Source organism: Pseudomonas sp. DWP3-1-3b3, from assembly GCF_049896305.1.
In the GTDB taxonomy this organism is placed as follows: domain Bacteria; phylum Pseudomonadota; class Gammaproteobacteria; order Pseudomonadales; family Pseudomonadaceae; genus Aquipseudomonas; species Aquipseudomonas azotoformans_A.
On sequence record NZ_JAFCUA010000016.1, the window covers coordinates 42,464 to 62,313 of the forward strand.

Here is a 19,850-nt window from a genome sequence, read left to right on the forward strand (position 1 = left end):
GCTTTCACATTGAAGGAGTCCACCATGCAAGACTGGCAACACTCGGTGATCTACCAGATCTACCCGAAAAGCTTCCACAGCCACGCGGGTAACGCCACCGGTGACCTGCTGGGCATCGTGGACAAACTCGACTACCTCAAATGGCTGGGCGTCGACTGCCTGTGGATCACCCCGTTCCTGCGCTCGCCGCAACGGGACAACGGCTACGACATCAGCGACTACTACGCCATCGACCCCAGCTACGGCACCATGGCCGACTGCGACCTGCTGATCAGCGAAGCAGGCAAGCGCGGCATCAAGTTGATGCTGGATATCGTGGTCAACCACACGTCCATCGAACACGAATGGTTCCAGCAGGCACGCAGCAGCCTCGACAACCCCTACCGCGACTTCTACATCTGGCGCGACCAGCCGAACAACTGGGAATCCAAGTTCGGCGGTTCGGCCTGGGAGTACGAGGCGCAAACCGGTCAGTACTTCCTGCACCTGTTCGACCACACCCAGGCCGACCTCAATTGGGACAACCCCAAGGTGCGCGCCGAAGTGTTCAAGCTGATGCGCTTCTGGCGTGACAAGGGCGTGGGCGGTTTCCGCCTGGATGTGATCAACCTGATCTCCAAGCCCGCCGATTTTCCCGAGGACAATACCGACGGCCGCCGCTTCTATACCGACGGCCCGAACGTGCACGAATACCTGCAGGAAATGCACCGCGAAGTCTTCGAGGGGCATGACCTGATCAACGTCGGCGAGATGTCGTCCACCAGCCTGGAACACTGCATCCGCTACTCGCGGCCGGAGTCGAAAGAGCTGTCGATGACCTTCAACTTTCATCACCTGAAAGTCGATTACCCGAACCTGCAGAAGTGGGTGAAAGCCGATTTCGACTTCCTGCAACTCAAGCAGATCTTCTCCGACTGGCAACTGGGTATGCAGGCCGGTGGAGGCTGGAATGCGCTGTTCTGGTGTAACCACGACCAGCCGCGGGTGGTCTCGCGTTTCGGCAATGACGGCGAGCATCGTGTGGTCTCGGCCAAGATGCTGGCGACTGCGCTGCACTTCCTCCAGGGCACGCCGTATGTGTACCAGGGCGAAGAGCTGGGCATGACCAATCCGGGTTTCGACAGCATCTCGCAATACCGTGATGTGGAGACCTTGAACATTTTTCGCCTCAAGCGCGATGCGGGGGAGTCCGAGGCGTCGAGCATGGCGGCGATCATGCAGAAGTCCCGCGACAACGGCCGTACGCCAATGCAGTGGAGTGCCGGGGAAAACGCCGGTTTCAGCAGCGGTGAACCGTGGATCGGCATTCCGGCCAACGCGGCGCAGATCAACGTCGAAAGCCAATTGGATGACCCGGATTCAGTGCTGCATCACTACCGCGCGCTGATCGCCTTGCGTCGTCATGAACCGCTGATCCAGGAAGGCGTGTACCGCCAACTGTTGCAAGACCATTTGCAGGTCTGGGCCTACCTGCGCGAGGGCCATGGCGAGCGCCTGCTGGTGCTGAACAACTTCTACGGCACGCCGTGCGAAATCCAACTGCCGGACAACCTGATCAACCCGGCCAGCGAACAGCGCTTGCTGATCAGCAACTACCCCGACTGCCCGCAACGTAGCGCCACGGTAACGCTACGTCCCTACGAATCGTTTGTGCTGCACCTCAAGGACTGAGACCCGCTGCAACCCCGTGTGGGAGCACGGGGCGCTTCAAAAACCATAATAAAAATATCGGAGTGCTTCATGAAAACAACTATAAAGCTGGGCCTCGTTGCGTCTTGTCTGAGCCTGCCGTTTGGCGCTCAAGCCCTGGAATTTGCCGGTTACCTGCGCAGCGGCGCGGGCACCTCGACGGGCAGCGGTCCACAGCAATGTTTCCAACTGCCGGGGGCGCAATCCAAATACCGCCTGGGTAACGAATGCGAACAGTACGCCGAGCTGGAACTGCGCCAGGACCTGCTCACCCTCGATGACGGTTCGGTACTCAGCGTCGATGCCATGGCGTCGCTCTACAACAAGTACGACCGCGCGCTGAAGTTCCAGGGCGAGAACAACGGCTCGGCGCGCATGCCGCAGATGTATGCGCAGTGGTCCAACCTGCCCAGCCTCAATGGCGGTTCGCTGTGGGCCGGCCGGCGTTACTACAAACGAAACGACATCCATATCTCCGACTTCTACTACTGGAACCAGAGCGCCACGGGCGGCGGTATCGAGGACGTGTTGATCGGCGACCTCAAGTACAGCTACGCGATTTCCCGCAAGGACAACCTGTACCAGAAGGAATACGCCACCCGTCACGACTTCAACGTCGCGGGCTTCAAGACCAACCCCGGCGGCGAGCTGGAACTGGGCTTGAGCTATATCGAAAAAGCCGGCGGGCGTGATACCAACAGCGGTTGGGCGATCACCGCGCAGCACGTGCAAAAACCTTTCCTCGGCGGAAAGAACAAGTTCGCCTTGCAGTACGGCGAAGGCCCCGGCACCGGCCTGGGCTACACCGGCAATACCTTCCTCGACAACAGCAGCAAAAGTTACCGCGCCGTGGAGTTTTTCGATTGGCAGGTGACCCCGCGTTTCGGTGGTCAGGTCGAAGCGGTGTACCAGAAGGACATCCGTCCTGGCAGCCAGGACCAGACCTGGATGTCCATCGGCGTGCGCCCGGCGTATGCCATCAGCGAGCAATTCAAACTGGTCACCGAGCTTGGGCATGACCAGGTCGATGCCACGGGCGGCACCCGCAAGCTGAGCAAATTTACCTTCGCTCCCACATGGTCGCCCAAAGGCCCGGATTTCTGGGCGCGGCCGGAAGTGCGCTTGTACTACACCTATGCAACCTGGAACGAAGCGGCCAAGCGCGCGGCGAATGAATTGGCGGCGGGGTCGGCGTTGTCCGATACCGGCTCCTATGGCACGGCGCGGCATGGGTCGAACGTTGGTGTGCAGGTTGAGTACTGGTGGAAGTAATCCTTCCTCCGCTCAATGATATCTACAGAACAAAACAGCAGGTGAAGTCATGACCACAACTCAACCCCTGGAATTGCTGGCGCCCTTGTCGGGTGTGCTGCTGGCGCTGGACAAGGTGCCGGACCCGGTGTTCTCCAGCCGCCTGATCGGCGATGGCCTGTGCATCGACCCCACGTCGCAGACGCTGTGCGCGCCGCTGGCCGGGGTGATCAGCAATATCCAGGACAGTGGGCATGCGGTCAGTGTCACCGACGATAACGGCGTTCAGGTGCTGATGCATATCGGCCTGGACACCGTGAACCTGGCAGGCCAGGGCTTCACCCGGCTGGTGCAGGAAGGCCAGCGGGTGGAGGCCGGGCAGCCGTTGATCGAATTCGATGCCGACTACGTGGCCCTCAACGCACGCAGTTTGCTGACCTTGATGCTGGTGGTCAGCGGCGAGCCCTTCAGCCTGTTGGCGGACGGCCTGGTGGAAACGGGCCAGCCGCTGTTGCAGTTGTCCCCAGGTGAGGCCGTGCAAGCAGCGGACGAAGAGGAGGGCGATGCACTGTTCTCCAAACCGCTGACCTTGCCCAACGCCAACGGCCTGCACGCGCGCCCGGCAGCGGTATTCGCCCAGGCGGCGAAAGGTTTCAACGCCAGCATCTACCTGCACAAGCAAACCCAGAGCGCCAACGCCAAATCGCTGGTGGCGATCATGGCGTTGCAAACCGTGCAGGGCGATACCTTGCAAGTGAGCGCGGCGGGCGATGAGGCTGAGGCGGCAATCACTGCGCTGGTTGCCTTGTTGGCTGAGGGCTGTGGCGAGGTCGTGACGGCGGTTGCTGAACCGGTCGCAACGGTGTTGTCGGCGTCGGTGCTAAAAGGCGTGTGTGCATCGCCGGGCTCGGCGTTTGGTCAGGTCGTTCAAGTGACCGAGCCCGAGCTGGTCATCACGCAGCAAGGCACGGGCGAAGCTGCCGAACGTGCTGCTTTGACCCGTGGCCTGCTCGCCGCCACTGAAGCGTTGCAGGTGTTGCAGGACAAAGCAGCTGGCGGCGCCCAGGCCGAGATTTTCCGCGCCCATCAGGAACTGCTCGAAGACCCGACCTTGCTCGAACACGCCCACCGCCTGCTGGCGGAAGGCAAGAGCGCGGCCTTTGCCTGGAACAGTGCAACGCTCGCGACCGTCACGCTCTTCCAGGGCTTGGGCAATGCACTGATCGCCGAGCGTGCGGCAGACCTGGCCGACGTCGGCCAGCGTGTGCTGAAACTGATCTTGGGTCTTCAGGACAGCGCCTGGGACTTGCCGGAGCGCGCGATTCTCATCGCCGAGCAACTCACGCCTTCGCAGACGGCCAGCCTGGATACCCGCAAGGTGCTGGGGTTTGTCACTGTCGGGGGCGGCGCGACCAGCCACGTCGCAATCCTCGCCCGCGCCCTGGGCCTGCCGGCTATTTGTGGTGTTCCGGCCCAGGTGTTGGCGGTGGCCAATGGCAAGCAGGTGCTGCTTGACGCCGACAAAGGCGAGCTGCACCTGGAGCCGAACCTGGCCGAAATCGAGCAACTGGACGTTGCGCGTAAACAACAGGGACTCCGCCATCAGCGCGATGTGGCGCAGGCCTCGTTACCCGCCACGACCCGTGACGGCCACCACGTTGAAGTCACTGCCAACGTGGCGTCGTTGCAGGAAGTCGAGCAGTCCCTGACCCTCGGTGGTGAAGGCGTCGGCCTGTTGCGCTCGGAGTTCCTGTACCTGGATCGCAACCGTGCCCCAAGTCCCGACGAACAGGCAGGGACCTACACCGCGATCGCCCGTGCCTTGGGCACCGAGCGTAACCTGGTGGTGCGCACCCTCGACGTCGGTGGCGACAAACCCTTGGCCTATGTGCCGATGGACGCCGAGACCAACCCCTTCCTTGGCCTGCGCGGCATCCGTTTGTGCCTGGAGCGTCCGGAACTGTTGCGCGAACAGTTCCGCGCGATCCTCGCCAGCGCTGGTTTTGCGCGGCTGCATATCATGTTGCCGATGGTCAGCCTGCTCTCGGAGCTGCACCTGGCGCGCAAAATCCTTGAAGAGGAAGCGTTGGCGCTGGGGCTCACCGAGTTGCCAAAGCTGGGCATCATGATTGAAGTACCGTCCGCCGCGCTGATGGCGGATGTATTCGCGCCCCATGTGGACTTCTTCTCCATTGGCACCAACGACCTGACCCAGTACACGCTGGCGATGGACCGCGACCACCCGCGCCTGGCCAGCCAGGCCGACAGTTTTCACCCGGCAGTGCTGCGCCTGATTGCCACTACCGTCAAGGCCGCCCACGCCCATGGCAAGTGGGTAGGCGTGTGCGGCGCGTTGGCGTCTGAAGCGCTGGCCGTACCCGTGCTGATTGGGCTGGGCGTGGACGAGTTGTCGGTCAGCGTACCGTTGATCCCCACCATCAAGGCCACTGTGCGCGAGCTGGAACTGGCCGACTGCCAGATCATCGCCCGCCAGGTCCTGGGCCTGGAAGAAGCCGCCCAGGTGCGTGAGGCCTTGCGCCAGTATCACGCGGCTACCGTTGAAACCTCACCTGTCGTGGAGCACTGAGTATGTTCGAGAAATTACAGCGGGCGTTCTGGAAAGCCCTGACGCCGGATTTGATTGCCGAGACGGTCGTTGCGCCAACGCAGAGCCTGTTGTCGGCCGAGGTGCTGAATGCGTTGGGTGGGGCGGATAACCTCAAGTCCCAGCAGCGGGTGGCGCTGACGCGGGTGAGGGTGCAGTTGCAGGATGCGGCGAAGGTGGATGCTGCGGCGTTGAAGATGGCTGGCGTGGCGGGTGTGATGGTGTTGTCGGGCGGCGTGGTGCATCTGCTCACCGGCCTCTAAACCCAATGGAGATTCAAATGTGGGAGCGGGCTTGCTCGCGAATACGGTGTATCAGAAACAGATGAGCTGACTGACCCACCGCTTTCGCGAGCAAGCCCGCTCCCACATAGGTTCGGTAGTACTCTTACAGCTTCGGGTTGTCTTCCGGCGGCTTGGTCTTGTCCACACCCGGCACATGCAAGTTGCCTTCGACCACCTGGTTGCCTTCCAGCTGCGGCTGGGTCACCCAGGTGAGAATGTCGTAGTAGCGCCGGATGTTCGCCACGAAGTGCACCGGCTCACCGCCACGGGCGTAACCGTAGCGCGTCTTGCTGTACCACTGCTTCTGCGACAGACGCGGCAGCATCTTCTTCACGTCCAGCCACTTGTTCGGGTTCAGACCTTCGCGCTTGGCCAAGGTGCGCGCATCTTCCAGGTGACCGGTGCCGACGTTGTAGGCCGCCAGGGCAAACCAGGTGCGATCCGGCTCGGCGATGCTGTCGTCCAGTTCATCCTTGATCTTGGCCAGGTACTTGGCGCCGCCCATGATGCTTTGCTTGGGGTCCAGGCGGTTGGACACGCCCATCGCCTGGGCGGTGTTCTGGGTCAGCATCATCAGGCCGCGTACGCCGGTCTTGGAAGTGACGGCCGGTTGCCACAGTGATTCCTGATAGCCGATCGCAGCCAGCAGGCGCCAATCGACCTTTTCTTCCTTGGCATAGGCGCGGAAGTGTTTTTCGTATTTGGGCAAACGCTGCTGCAGGTGCTGGGCGAAGGTGTAGGCGCCTACATAACCCAGAACATCGACATGCCCGTAGTAGCGGTCTTTCAGACGCTGCAACGTGCCGTTCTTCTCGACTTTATCCAGGTAACTGTTGATCTCGTTGAGCAGGCTGTTGTCTTCACCGGCGGCCACCGCCCAGCTCTGGTTGCTGGCGTTGCCCAGGTCGAACGCCACGCGCACGTTGGGGAAGTACACCTGGTTCATCGCCACTTCGTTGGAGTCCACCAGGGTCAGGTCGATTTGCCCTTCGTCCACCATGCGCAACAGGTCGACCACCTCAACGGCGTCGGATTCTTCGTATTCAATCGCAGGGTTCTGCTTTTTAAGCTCTGCCAGCTGTTCGGCGTGGGTGCTGCCCTTGAGCACCATGATCTTCTTGCCCACCAGATCAGCCGCGTTGGTCGGACGCGACTGGCCGTTGCGGTAGATGATCTGCGGGGTAACTTCTAGATAAGGGTGGGAGAAACGCACTTGCGTCTGGCGCTGCTCGCTGCTGACCAGGCCGGCGGCTGCGAGAACCGGACCGTTGGGTTTGCCCAGTTGGCCGAACAGGTCGTCGAGATTGTCGGCGGTCTCGATCTCAAGCTTCACGCCCAGGTCATCAGCAAAGCGCTTGACCAGTTCGTATTCGAAACCGGTTTCACCATTGCGGTCCTGAAAATAGGTCGCCGGACTGTTCCGGGTGACCACCCGCAATACGCCATCCTCCTTGATTCGCTCGAGCGTGCTGGGTTTATCAACACAGGCGCTGAGCATCAGGAAGAGTCCGGTGGCGATGAGCCATTTGGCGCATCGCGGGCGCAAAGCAGTTGGGGAGAACATCTGCGCAGTATACGCAAACGGCCCACGGCGCCATATCTCGACAGCGCGGGTCTTGTCTGCTAGCGCCGGCAAAACTGTGCTGCAGCCCGCAGAAACGGGGCTTGGCGCGCGATTGTGACGGTTAAAATAACTGCGCCGAATGCCGGGTATACCCCCTCGAAAGGGGTGTAATCCGGCCAACTGACGTCCGGCAGCAGCCACCGGTAGCGTTTCGGGTGCCGTTGGCGGCGGTTTACGCTAGAATGCACGGCCTCAAAGCACACCCCCTTCCCGAGGCTGTCCCGAAGATGTTGATCCTGCGCGGCGCTCCTGCCCTTTCTGCCTTTCGCCACAGCAAACTCCTTGAGCAACTGAGCCAAAAGGTTCCAGCTGTTACAGGCCTGTACGCTGAATTTGCTCACTTCGCCGACGTTACCGGCGTGTTGACCGCCGACGAACAGCAAGTGCTGGCACGCCTTCTGAAGTACGGCCCAAGCGTTCCGGTTCAAGAGCCTAATGGCCGCTTGTTCCTGGTTCTGCCGCGGTTCGGCACCATCTCGCCCTGGTCGAGCAAGGCCAGCGATATCGCCCGCAACTGCGGCCTGGAAAAAATCCAGCGCCTGGAGCGTGGTATCGCGTTCTACGTCGCCGGCCAGTTCAGCGATGCCGAAGCCGAGCTGATCGCCAGCAGCCTGCACGACCGCATGACCCAGATCATCGTCAGCCAGCTGGAACAGGCTGCCGGCCTGTTCAGCCACGCCGAACCCAAGCCGCTCACCGCGATTGACGTGCTTGGCGGTGGCCGCGCCGCCCTCGAGAAGGCCAACACCGAACTGGGCCTGGCCCTGGCCGAAGACGAGATCGACTACCTGGTCAACGCCTTCAACGGCTTGAAGCGCAACCCGCACGACATCGAACTGATGATGTTTGCCCAGGCCAACTCCGAGCACTGCCGTCACAAGATCTTCAACGCCAGTTGGGACATCGACGGCGAAAGCCAGGAAAAAAGCCTGTTCGGCATGATCAAGAACACCTACGTGATGCACAGCGAAGGCGTTCTGTCGGCTTATAAGGACAACGCCTCGGTGATCGTCGGCTCCGTCGCCGGTCGTTTCTTCCCGGACCCTGAGACCCGCCAGTACGGCGCGGTGCAGGAGCCGGTGCACATCCTGATGAAAGTCGAGACCCACAACCACCCGACCGCGATTGCCCCGTTCCCTGGCGCAGCCACCGGTTCCGGCGGTGAAATCCGTGACGAGGGTGCGACCGGCCGTGGCGCCAAGCCAAAGGCGGGCCTGACCGGTTTCACCGTGTCCAACCTGCAGATCCCAGGTTTCGAACAGCCATGGGAAGTGCCGTACGGCAAGCCTGAGCGCATCGTCACCGCGCTGGACATCATGATCGAAGGCCCGCTGGGCGGCGCTGCATTTAACAACGAATTCGGCCGTCCGGCCCTCACCGGTTACTTCCGTACCTTCGAACAGTCCATCACCACCCCGCGTGGCGATGAAGTGCGCGGTTACCACAAGCCAATCATGTTGGCCGGCGGCATGGGCAACATCCGTGAAGAACACGTCAAGAAAGGCGAGATCCTGGTCGGCTCCAAGCTGATCGTGCTCGGCGGCCCGGCGATGCTGATCGGCCTGGGCGGCGGCGCGGCTTCCTCCATGGCCACCGGCACCAGCTCGGCGGACCTGGACTTCGCTTCCGTACAGCGCGAAAACCCAGAGATGGAGCGTCGCTGCCAGGAAGTCATCGACCGTTGCTGGCAGTTGGGTGACAAGAACCCGATCAGCTTCATCCACGACGTCGGTGCCGGCGGTTTGTCCAACGCCTTCCCGGAACTGGTCAACGATGGCGACCGTGGTGGCCGTTTCGAACTGCGCAACATTCCAAACGACGAGCCGGGCATGGCCCCGCACGAAATCTGGAGCAACGAATCCCAGGAACGCTACGTGCTGGCCGTTGGCGCTGAAGACTTCGCACGCTTCCAGGCCATCTGCGAGCGCGAGCGCTGCCCGTTTGCAGTAGTTGGCGAAGCCACTGCCGAGCCACAGCTGACGGTTACCGACAACCACTTCGGCAACAGCCCGGTGGACATGCCGCTTGAAGTGCTGCTGGGCAAAGCCCCGCGCATGCACCGTTCGGCCGTGCGTGAAGCCGAGCTGGGCGATGATTTCGACCCAAGCCAACTGGAACTGGCCGACAGCATCGAACGCGTGCTGCACCACCCGGCCGTGGCCAGCAAAAGCTTCCTGATCACCATCGGCGACCGCACCATCACAGGCCTCGTGGCCCGTGACCAAATGGTCGGCCCGTGGCAGGTTCCGGTGGCTGACGTTGCTGTCACCGCCACCAGCTTCGACGTCTACACCGGTGAAGCCATGGCCATGGGCGAGCGCACGCCGCTGGCCCTGCTCGATGCCCCGGCATCGGGCCGCATGGCCATTGGTGAAACCCTCACCAACATCGCTGCGTCGCGTATCGGTAAATTGTCTGACATCAAACTGTCGGCCAACTGGATGTCCGCTGCCGGTCACCCCGGTGAAGACGCGCGTCTGTATGACACTGTTAAAGCAGTCGGTATGGAGCTGTGCCCTGAGCTGGGCATCACCATTCCGGTGGGCAAGGACTCCATGTCCATGGCCACCCGTTGGAACGAAGAGGGCGTCGACAAGACGGTCACCTCGCCGCTGTCGCTGATCGTCACCGGTTTTGCACCGGTTACCGACATCCGCCAGACCCTGACCCCGCAACTGCGCATGGACAAAGGCACCACCGATCTGATCCTGATCGACCTGGGCCGTGGCCAGAACCGCATGGGTGCGTCCATCTTGGCGCAAACCCATGGCAAGCTCGGCAGCCAGGCACCGGACGTCGATGACGCCGAGGACCTGAAAGCCTTCTTCGCCGTGATCCAGGGCCTCAACGCCGACGGCCACCTGCTGGCTTACCACGACCGTTCCGACGGTGGTTTGCTGACCAGCGTTGTCGAGATGGCCTTCGCCGGTCACTGCGGCCTGAACATCGTGCTCGACAGCGTTGCCGAGGATGCATCCGAAATCAACGGCATCCTGTTTAACGAAGAGTTGGGCGCGGTGATCCAGGTTCGCCAGGACGCTACCCCGGACGTACTCGCCCAATTCAGCGCCGCTGGCCTGGACGACTGCGTAGCCGTGATCGGCCAACCGATCAACAACGGCGAGATCAACATCTCGTTCAACGGTGACACGGTGTTTGCCGGTCAGCGCCGCTTGCTGCAACGCCAGTGGGCTGAGACTAGCTACCAGATCCAACGCCTGCGTGACAACGCCGACTGCGCCGAGCAGGAATTCGACGTGATCCTGGAAGAAGACAATCCGGGCCTGAGCACCAAGCTCAGCTTCGACGTCAACCAGGACATCGCCGCGCCTTACATCAAGAAAGGCATCCGCCCACAGGTTGCCGTGCTGCGTGAGCAGGGCGTCAACGGCCAGGTGGAAATGGCGGCGGCGTTCGACCGCGCCGGCTTCAATGCGATCGACGTGCACATGAGCGACATCCTCGCCGGTCGCGTTGACCTCAACGAGTTCAAAGGCCTGGTAGCCTGCGGCGGTTTCTCCTACGGCGACGTGCTGGGTGCCGGTGAAGGCTGGGCCAAGTCGGCGCTGTTCAACAGCCGTGCCCGCGATGCATTCCAAGGCTTCTTCGAGCGCAACGACAGCTTCACCCTGGGTGTGTGCAACGGTTGCCAGATGATGTCCAACCTCAGCGAACTGATTCCGGGCAGCGAGTTCTGGCCGCACTTTGTGCGTAACCGTTCCGAGCAGTTCGAAGCCCGTGTCGCCATGGTGCAGGTGCAAGAGTCCAACTCGATCTTCCTGCAAGGCATGGCCGGTTCGCGCATGCCAATCGCCATCGCCCACGGTGAAGGCCATGCCGAGTTCGAAAGCGAAGAAGCCTTGCTCGAAGCCGACCTGTCCGGTTGCGTGGCCATGCGTTTCGTCGACAACCACGGCAAGGTCACCGAGAGCTACCCGGCCAACCCGAACGGCTCGCCGCGCGGGATCACCGGCCTCACCAGCCGCGACGGCCGCGTGACCATCATGATGCCGCACCCGGAGCGTGTATTCCGCGCTGTGCAGAACTCGTGGCGCCCGGAAGAGTGGAACGAAGACGGCGCGTGGATGCGCATGTTCCGCAACGCCCGCGTGTGGGTGAACTAAGACGGTGTACAAGCTCGCCTTCTTTGTACCCGCAAGCCATGTGGAGACGGTCAAAACCGCCGTCTTCGCAGCCGGCGGCGGGCGCATCGGCAACTACGACAGCTGCGCCTGGCAAGTGCTGGGCCAGGGCCAATTCCGCGCGTTGGACGGCAGCCAGCCGTTTCTCGGGCAGGTGGGCCAGGTTGAAGTGGTTGAAGAGTGGAAGGTGGAGCTGGTGGTGGCGGATGAATTGATTGTGGCTGTTGTGGCTGCGCTCAAACTCAGTCACCCGTATGAGACACCGGCGTATGAGGTGTGGCAGTTGGCGGATTTTTGATTCGCAGGCTGTAAAAACAAGAAACCCGCTGGGCCAGTTTGGTCAGCGGGTTTTTTGTTGGCTGTGGGGCCAATCGCAGGCAAGCCAGCTCCCACATTCGACCGCGTTGTCATGTCGTACATCAATCCCCTGTGGGAGCTGGCTTGCCTGCGATGGCGTCGGTACAGGCGCCTCAGATCTTTCCCACAGGTCTTTCAGGTTGTCCCTCGGAACTCGCACAACTAACCTTCGTCAGTCGCTGCCAATTCAGTGACCGGGACTGCAAGCCTGAAAAATCACCAGGAGCCTATTCCATCTGGAGTTTAATGATGATCAACGACAACTTGCTAACCGGTTCAATCTCATCTCAAACCGAGTCCCGCCACGCTGGTGATTCACCGTCCGACCAAATATTCACTGTATTACCCAATCTGAATACCGAAGCCCTGCTCGCCAATGCTTCCCAGGACCTTGCTTCAGTACAGGCGCTGACGGGCCATTTGGCCTTTGAGGTCGATGGCGTCCAACGAGATATCGCGCTGGCAGTTCACCGTATGCTTGAAGGTATCCAATTGATGGTGGATCGAGTGTTGGATTTGAATGAGGTGCCCGAACTCAAATCTTCCTGCGCCGGTTAAATCCATTCGCGAGCAAGCCCGCTCCCACATTTTGAATGTATTCACAGATCAAAATGTGGGAGCGGGCTTGCTCGCGAAGAGGCCAAAACAGTTCCTACATGTCTACACCCTGGCCCCGACCTCACGGCCACTGACCAACCGCTCCAACGCCTCACCCAACCCCGACGCCTTGTCACCAATCAACAGGTGCCAAACACCGCTGTCCAGTTGGCTAACGCCTTGGCAACCCAGCGCAGTCAGGTCAGCCTCGGACAGCACCGAATCATCCCCCAACTCCACCCGCAACCGCGTCATCGCCACCGCTTCCAACTGGCGAACATTAGCCCGGCCGCCCAAGGCATTCAGCCATTTCTCGGCTTCCTGCACATTCACCGCCACCGGCTTATCCACAGGCGCAACGCTCACCGGTGCACTGGCAACAAACGACGGCATGGCCAGGCGAATCTCATCAGCAATGCTATCGGCCATCGGCCCCACCACCACCTGCAAGCTGCCGCCGTTACCCGGTCGCACAACCGCCATGGCGCCCAGCGCTTTCAGTTCAGCATCGACTGCTTTGTTGCGATCCACCATGTCCAACCGCAGGCGCGTGGTGCAGGCGCCGACGCTCAGCAGGTTCTCTGCACCGCCCAAGGCCTGGATGTAGGCCGTGGCGCGCTGGTTATCCGTCATCACCTCAGCCTGCACCACTTGGATATCTTCACGTCCCGGCGTTTTCAGGTTGAAGCGGCGAATGCAGTAGTTGAACACGCTGTAATAGATCAGCGCATAGGCCAGGCCAACCGGGAACACCAGCCAGCCATTGGTGGACTTGCCCCAACCCAGCACCATGTCGATAAACCCACCGGAGAAGGTAAAGCCCAGGTGGATATTCAGCATATTGGTCACCGCCATCGACAGCCCGGTCAGTACGGCGTGGATCAGGTACAGGAACGGCGCGAGGAACATGAAGGCGAACTCAATCGGCTCGGTCACCCCGGTCAGGAACGAAGTCAGCGCCATCGACAGGAAAATCCCGCCCATCACTTTACGGCGCTCCGGCAATGCATTGCGGTACATCGCCAAACACGCAGCCGGCAGGCCGAAAAGCATCACCGGGAACATGCCGGTCATGAACTGGCCGCCTTTCGGGTCGCCGGCAAAGTAGCGGGTGAGGTCGCCGGTGACCACCGCGCCGGTCACGGGATCGGTAAAGGTGCCGAATACAAACCACGCCATGTTGTTGAGGATGTGGTGCAGGCCGGTGACGATCAGCAGGCGGTTGAACACGCCAAACACAAACGCGCCCAGGCTGCCGCTTTCCATCAACAACACGCCGAAGCTGTTGATGCCGTGCTGGATCGGCGGCCAGATCAAACCAAAGATCACGCCCAATCCGACCGCACTGAACCCGGTGACAATCGGCACAAACCGTCGACCACCAAAGAACGCCAGGTACTCCGGCAGCTTGATGTCCTTGAAGCGGTTGTACAGCCCGCCTGCCATCAGGCCGCTGGCGATACCGGCAAGCATGCCCATGTTGATGGTCGTATCCATCACCTTGAGCGTGGAGACCATCACCAGGTAACCAATCGCACCGGCCAAACCTGCCGTGCCGTTGTTGTCGCGGGCAAACCCCACGGCGATGCCGATGGCAAAGATCAGCGCCAGGTTGGCGAAGATCGCTTGCCCTGCGTCGTGCATTACCGCGATGTTCAAAAGATCGGTGTCACCCAGGCGCAGCAAGAGGCCGGCGATCGGCAGGATCGCAATCGGCAGCATCAGTGCACGGCCCAGGCGTTGCAGGCCTTCGATGAAATGTTGGTACATGGCGAGTCTCCTTTTTTCTTGTTGTTGTCAGCTCAGCGGCCAGTGGTGTTGACAGGCTTGGCGAACGGCCTTGGCGCTGCTCAGGTCGAGCAGGCCTTGGCTCAATTGCCGGCATTGCGCCGCGTCCAGGTGGCGGACGCGGTCCTTGATCTCTCCGATCTGCGGCGGGCTCACCGACAGCTCGCTGACCCCCAGGCCGACCAGTACCGGCGTGGCCAGCGGGTCGGAGGCGAGGGCGCCGCATACGCCGACCCAACGCCCGTGTTTCGCCGCGCCTGCACAGGTCTGCGCGATCAGCCGCAGCAGCGCCGGGTGCAGCGCATCGACGCGCGCGGCAAGGCCGGCGTGGTCGCGGTCCATGGCCAGGGTGTATTGGGACAGGTCATTGGTGCCGATGGACAGGAAGTCCGCATGCTTGGCCAACTGCTCGGCCATCAGTGCGGCGGCGGGCACTTCGATCATCACGCCCAACTCCGGGCGTTGGGTCAGTTCCAGTTCAACGCACAACTCATCCAGACGCTGGCGGATCTGCAGCAGCTCATCCACTTCACTGACCATCGGCAGCAGGATGCGGCAGCGCTCCAGTGGAGAAACTTGCAGCAGTGCGCGCAGTTGCTGGTCGAGCACTTCCGGGCGCACCTGGGCCAGGCGAATGCCGCGCAGGCCCAGCACCGGATTCGCTTCGACTGGCAGCGGCAGGTAATCGAGTTGCTTGTCGCCGCCCACGTCGATGGTGCGGATGATCACGGATTTATCGCCCATGGCATCCAGTACGGCTTGATAGGCGTGGCGTTGTTCCTGCTCATCCGGCGCGGTGCGGCGGTCGACGAAGAGAAACTCAGTGCGAAGCAGGCCGACGCCATCTGCGCCGTTTTCAAAGGCTACTTGGGCTTCGGCACTGGAGGCGACGTTGGCAGCGACTTCGATGGTCACGCCATCAGTGGTGCGCGCCGGCTGTTGGGCCTGGGCCTGCTGTTGCTGGCGACGCAGTTTCTGTGCGTCGCGAATCTGGTGGACTTCGGCGTGGCGTGCGTCGCTGGGCGCCAGTTCCAGGCGACCGTTGGCGGCGTCCAGCACCACGCGTTGGCCTTGTGGCACGTCGAGGACTTCGGCGCCCAACGCCACCACACAGGGCAAGCCTTTGCCGCGTGCCAGGATCGCCACGTGGGAGGTGGCGCCGCCTTCGGCCATGCAAATGCCGACGGCCTGTTGCTCGCTCAGTTGCAGCAGGTCTGAGGGGGTCAGTTCATGGGCGCTGACAATCGACCCAGCGGGTAATTCGAAATGCCAGGCTTCACCCAGCAGCGCGCGCAGTACCCGTTGTTGCAAATCCCGTAGATCGTTGGCGCGTTCGGCAAACAACGGTTTGCCCAGGGCCAGCAACACTGCGCATTGCGCCTGGATTGCATCGCGCCAGGCGTGGGTGGCTGCGCTGCCTTGTTCAATGGAACCGGTCGCGGCTTCCAGCAGGTTAGGGTCTTCCATCAGCGCGAGGTGGGCGGCGAAGATGTCTTCTTCTTCGACGTTCTTGCGCTGGCGCGCTTGATCCAGAGTCATGCGGATTTCGCCGCGTACTTGCTCCAGGGCGGTGTCCAGGCGTTGCAGCTGTTCGTCGGCGGCGTGGTTGCCAGTGTCTGCCGCCAGTTCGATACCGGTCAGGCGGAACAACGGCCCGCAGACCAGGCCCGGCGCAGCACACACGCCTTGCAACACGCCGGCTTCGGTATTTGCCCGACGAGGTGCAGCAATAACAGGCGCGTGGTGTTCTTCCTTGATGGCGGCGGACAACGCCGCGATCAAGGCCTGCAACGCGGCGTCGGCGTCTTTGCCGCGACAGCTCACACGCACTTCATCCCCTTCGCCAATACCCAGGCCCAGCAAGCCAATCAGGCTGTCGCACGAAGCGGATTTGTCACCGAAATGCAGCCGCGCCTGGCTGCTGAATCCCTGGGCCGTCTTGCGGATCAACGCCGCCGGGCGCGCATGCAAACCGCCGCGATGGGTGATGCGCACGCTGGCGCTGACTTCAGCATCCGAGTCATCCACAGCGGTTTGAACCGCTGCCGTCGAACGCGCCACGACCTGCAACAACGGCTCACCCACCTTGACCGATTGCCCTGCTACCGAACGCAATTCAAAGCGCTCGCCATTGGTCAGGATGATCAGGCTGACCAGGCTTTTGCACTGGCGCGCAATGCGGTCGAGGTCAAACTGCACCAACGCCTGGCCCTTGCTCACCCGTGCGCCTTCCTTCACCAGCAAGGCAAAGCCTTCGCCATTCAGTTCCACCGTATCGATGCCCACATGCATCAACACCTCGGCACCGTTCTCGGCGCGAATCGTCAGGGCGTGCCCGGTGCGTGCGACATGGATGATCACGCCGTCACAGGGCGCATGCAGGCAATCGTTCAGGGGGTCGATGGCAATACCATCGCCCATGGCGCCGCTGGCGAACACTTCGTCGGGAACGTTGCCCAGGGTCAGCACGGGCCCGCTTAGCGGGGCGCTGAGGGTCAATTGATTATTGTTGTAGGACATGGGCACGGTACTCATCAGGAAAGCGCGACTCAGTGAGTGCGGGTAACTTTGCTCAGGTGACGCGGCTGGTCCGGGTCCATGCCCCGGGCCTCTGCCAAACCTGCCGCCATCACGTAGAAACTCTGGATCGCCAGGATCGGGTCAAGGGTCGGGTGTTCGGCGCGGCTCAGGGTCAGGTCGCGCTCGACGATATCGTCCGGCGCAGCCAGCAATACGCGGGCGCCGCGTTGGCGCATGTCGGCGGCCAGGCTCAGCAGGCCGGCTTGCTCGGCGCCGCGTGGGGCGAACACCAGCAGCGGGTAGTTGTCGCCAATCAGGGCCATCGGCCCATGACGCACCTCGGCGCTGCTGAAGGCTTCGGCCTGGATTGCCGAGGTTTCCTTGAGCTTGAGCGCAGCTTCCTGGGCGATGGCAAAACCGGCGCCACGGCCGATGACCATCAGTTGCTGGCAGTCGCGCAGGGCGTCGATGGCAACCGTCCAATCCTGCTGGGCGGCGGCACGCAGGTCATCGGGCAGGGCGCGGCAGGCTTGCAGCAACTCGGTTTCCTGATTCCAGTGGCCAATCAGCTGCGCGCTGGCGCTGAGGGTGGCGATAAAACTTTTAGTCGCGGCCACGCTGTGTTCCGGCCCGGCGCACAGCGGTACATGGAATTCGCAGGCGGCTTCCAAGGGCGAGTCTTCGGCGTTGACCAGCGAAATGCTCAGGGCACCGCGTTTGCGCAGCAGGCGCAGGCTGTTCACCAAATCCGGGCTTTGGCCCGACTGGGAGAAACCAAACGCCACCTGGCCGCTGACTTTCATCGGCGCTTGCAGCAGGGTCACCACTGACATCGGCAACGACGCCACGGGAATGCCGACGTGCTGCATGGTCAGGTAGGCGAAGTAACTGGCGGCATGGTCCGAGCTGCCACGGGCGATGGTCATTGCCACTTGCGGCGGCTGGCGGCGCAGGCGGCCGGCGATTTCTGCAAGCAGCGGGTCCAGGCGTTGCAGTTGGGCGGCGACGGCGTCGCAGGAGGCCAGGGCCTCTTCAAGCATTTTTGAAGTCAATGGTTTCTCCTTCGACCATTACGTCGGTGAGTGTCAGGGAGCGGTCCAGGCGCACGCAGTCGGCAAAGCTGCCGGGTTGCAGGCGGCCGCGTTCTTCCAGGCCCAGGTAGTCCGCAGGAAATTGCGACAGGCGTTGTGAGGCTTCGCTGATGGGCAGGCCGATCTTCACCAGGTTGCGCAGCGCCTGGTCCATGGTCAGCGTGCTGCCGGCCAGGGTGCCGTCGGCCAGACGCACGCCGCCCAGGCATTTGGTCACGGTGTGGCTGCCCAGCTTGTATTCACCGTCGGGCATGCCGGCGGCGGCGGTGGAATCGGTGACGCAATACAGGCACGGGATCGAGCGCAATGCCACGCGCATGGCGCCGGGGTGCACGTGGAGCAGATCCGGGATCAATTCGGCATATTTGGCGTGGGCCAACGCGGCGCCGACGATGCCCGGCTCGCGGTGATGCAACGGGCTCATCGCGTTGTACAAATGGGTAAAGCTGGTGGCGCCGGCGGCGAGGGCGGCGACGCCTTCTTCGTAGCTGCCCAGGGTGTGGCCGATCTGCATGCGCACGCCACGTTCGCTGAGGGCGCGGATCAGGGCATCGTGGCCGGCGATTTCCGGTGCGATGGTGATCACGCGGATCGGCGCCAGGCGCAGGTAGGCTTCCACTTCGGCCATCAACGCGGTGTGGGCGAAGTTGGGCTGGGCGCCGAGTTTTCCGGGGTTGATGTAGGGCCCTTCCAGGTGCACCCCGAGTACACGGGCGCTGCCGGTAGGACGTTGCTCGCAGAAGGTGCCGAGCTGGCCGAGTACACGGGAGATTTCCTCCACCGGAGCGGTCATGGTAGTGGCCAGCAACGAGGTGGTACCAAAGCGCACATGGGTGCGGGTGATGGTCTCGAAGGCATCGCGGCCTTCCATGATGTCCGCGCCGCCACCGCCGTGCACGTGCAGGTCGATAAAGCCCGGCAGCAGGTAGGGCAGATCGTTTTCAGCCGGGTCGCACGGTGTGCCTTCGATGGCGACGACCTTGCCGTGCGCGTGCACCAGGCGGCCGCGAATCCAGCCGCTGGGCGTGAGGATGTTGTCTTCGGACATGGGCAGTTCTCTAAATTCGCAGTTCAGCGGAATAATCGTGGCGGCGCAGTTCTGCGACGAAGTCGTAGTAGTCGTTGCGGCAATAGGTGTCGGTGATTTCGATCGGCGTGTTGTCGGCGGTGTAGCCGACCCGGGTCATCAGCAGCATGGCGGTGCCGGGGGCGATGCCGACCAGCTTGGCGAACTCGTCCGAGGCGTTGATCGCCTGGATATGCTGCAGGGCGCGCACCACCGGTTTGCCGATGCCTTCCAGGTATTCGTACAACGAGTGGCCGATGGCTTGTGGCTGTGGCAGCACCGAGGCGGGCATGGTGGTCATTTCAATCGCCATCACCGTGTCATCCGCCTTACGCAAGCGCTTGAGGCGTGCCACTTTGTCGGCGGGCGACAGGCCCAGACGGATCATCTCTTCGTGGGTCGGCTGAGTCAGCTCACGCTCCAGCCATTGGGAGCTGGGCACAAAACCCTTGAGTCGCAGCATTTCGCTGAACCCCGACAGGCGCGACAGCGGCTGTTCCAGGCGTGGCGAAATATAGGTGCCGGAGCCTTGGTTACGGCGGATCAGTCCTTGGGCAAACAACACTTCCAACGCCTTGCGAGCGGTGACGCGCGAAATGCTCAATTGCTCGCTGAGTACGCGTTCTGACGGCAGTGCCTGCTCGGACGTCCACTGGCCGGCGTGGATCGCCGCTTCCAGTTTGCGCGCCAATTGCAGGTACAGCGGCGTGGATTGTTTGTCGTCGGGGCGCAGAGCCAGGATGGGATTCATCGTTCAGGTTTCCGATGCGGTTATTGGAGTGTTGTCGCCCGGTATGGGTCGGAAATTAATACCACTTAAATACCATGTCAATGCA

Annotated in this window: 13 protein-coding genes; 7 read left to right on the plus strand and 6 right to left on the minus strand. The window is 62.0% G+C overall.

All coding sequences use genetic code 11. The annotated features are described in order from the left end of the window. Positions 1 to 24 precede the first annotated feature (24 nt). The 4 genes from treC (at position 25) to ACP7BX_RS29315 (ending at position 5,808) form a co-directional block, all read left to right on the plus strand. Positions 25 to 1,671 (plus strand): alpha,alpha-phosphotrehalase, encoded by a 1,647-nt coding sequence (gene treC, locus ACP7BX_RS29300; RefSeq protein WP_426131671.1) that lies wholly within the window; start codon positions 25 to 27, stop codon positions 1,669 to 1,671. Between the two features lie 69 nt (positions 1,672 to 1,740). Beyond that, the gene (locus ACP7BX_RS29305; RefSeq protein ID WP_038848766.1) at positions 1,741 to 2,961 is read left to right on the plus strand and encodes a maltoporin; all 1,221 of its coding nucleotides are present in this window, start codon (positions 1,741 to 1,743) and stop codon (positions 2,959 to 2,961) included. A 49-nt stretch (positions 2,962 to 3,010) separates the two neighbouring features. Beyond that, positions 3,011 to 5,527, plus strand: coding sequence for a phosphoenolpyruvate--protein phosphotransferase (ptsP, locus tag ACP7BX_RS29310; protein WP_426131673.1), 2,517 nt, complete (start codon positions 3,011 to 3,013; stop codon positions 5,525 to 5,527). A 2-nt stretch (positions 5,528 to 5,529) separates the two neighbouring features. Next, on the plus strand, positions 5,530 to 5,808 hold the full coding sequence (locus ACP7BX_RS29315; protein WP_314533811.1) for a PTS transporter subunit EIIB: 279 nt from the start codon (positions 5,530 to 5,532) through the stop codon (positions 5,806 to 5,808). A 124-nt stretch (positions 5,809 to 5,932) separates the two neighbouring features. Here the strand turns inward: ACP7BX_RS29315 and mltF are convergent, their stop codons facing one another. Continuing rightward, complete coding sequence (gene mltF / locus ACP7BX_RS29320) at positions 5,933 to 7,393, minus strand: membrane-bound lytic murein transglycosylase MltF (RefSeq protein WP_033898602.1); 1,461 nt, start codon at positions 7,391 to 7,393, stop codon at positions 5,933 to 5,935. 287 nt (positions 7,394 to 7,680) lie between these two features. On the opposite strand from mltF, the gene purL reads away from it, so the two are divergent. From purL to ACP7BX_RS29335, 3 genes are all read left to right on the plus strand, one after another. Then, the gene (gene purL, locus ACP7BX_RS29325; protein WP_426131675.1) at positions 7,681 to 11,577 is read left to right on the plus strand and encodes a phosphoribosylformylglycinamidine synthase; all 3,897 of its coding nucleotides are present in this window, start codon (positions 7,681 to 7,683) and stop codon (positions 11,575 to 11,577) included. 4 nt (positions 11,578 to 11,581) lie between these two features. Further along, a complete protein-coding gene (locus ACP7BX_RS29330; protein WP_065930379.1) occupies positions 11,582 to 11,893 on the plus strand; it encodes an NGG1p interacting factor NIF3 in 312 nt (103 codons plus the stop codon). 308 nt (positions 11,894 to 12,201) lie between these two features. After that, positions 12,202 to 12,510 carry a DUF6124 family protein gene (locus ACP7BX_RS29335; protein ID WP_426131677.1) on the plus strand — a complete coding sequence of 103 codons (309 nt, stop codon included), beginning with the start codon at positions 12,202 to 12,204 and terminating at the stop codon, positions 12,508 to 12,510. 102 nt (positions 12,511 to 12,612) lie between these two features. Here the strand turns inward: ACP7BX_RS29335 and nagE are convergent, their stop codons facing one another. The 5 genes from nagE to ACP7BX_RS29360 are packed head-to-tail and all read right to left on the minus strand — an operon-like array spanning position 12,613 to position 19,765. Next, positions 12,613 to 14,319, minus strand: coding sequence for an N-acetylglucosamine-specific PTS transporter subunit IIBC (gene nagE / locus ACP7BX_RS29340; protein WP_426131679.1), 1,707 nt, complete (start codon positions 14,317 to 14,319; stop codon positions 12,613 to 12,615). Between the two features lie 27 nt (positions 14,320 to 14,346). Then, positions 14,347 to 16,857 carry a phosphoenolpyruvate--protein phosphotransferase gene (ptsP, locus tag ACP7BX_RS29345; RefSeq protein WP_426131710.1) on the minus strand — a complete coding sequence of 837 codons (2,511 nt, stop codon included), beginning with the start codon at positions 16,855 to 16,857 and terminating at the stop codon, positions 14,347 to 14,349. A gap of 29 nt (positions 16,858 to 16,886) precedes the next feature. Beyond that, positions 16,887 to 17,897, minus strand: a complete 1,011-nt coding sequence (locus ACP7BX_RS29350; protein ID WP_177112504.1) for an SIS domain-containing protein — start codon at positions 17,895 to 17,897, stop codon at positions 16,887 to 16,889. Then, positions 17,890 to 18,996: an N-acetylglucosamine-6-phosphate deacetylase gene (gene nagA / locus ACP7BX_RS29355; RefSeq protein WP_426131681.1), complete on the minus strand. Its 1,107-nt coding sequence runs from the start codon at positions 18,994 to 18,996 to the stop codon at positions 17,890 to 17,892. The genes ACP7BX_RS29350 and nagA overlap by 8 nt, the downstream gene beginning before the upstream one ends. A gap of 10 nt (positions 18,997 to 19,006) precedes the next feature. Next, positions 19,007 to 19,765: a GntR family transcriptional regulator gene (locus ACP7BX_RS29360; protein ID WP_016977704.1), complete on the minus strand. Its 759-nt coding sequence runs from the start codon at positions 19,763 to 19,765 to the stop codon at positions 19,007 to 19,009. Between the last annotated feature and the right edge of the window lie 85 nt (positions 19,766 to 19,850).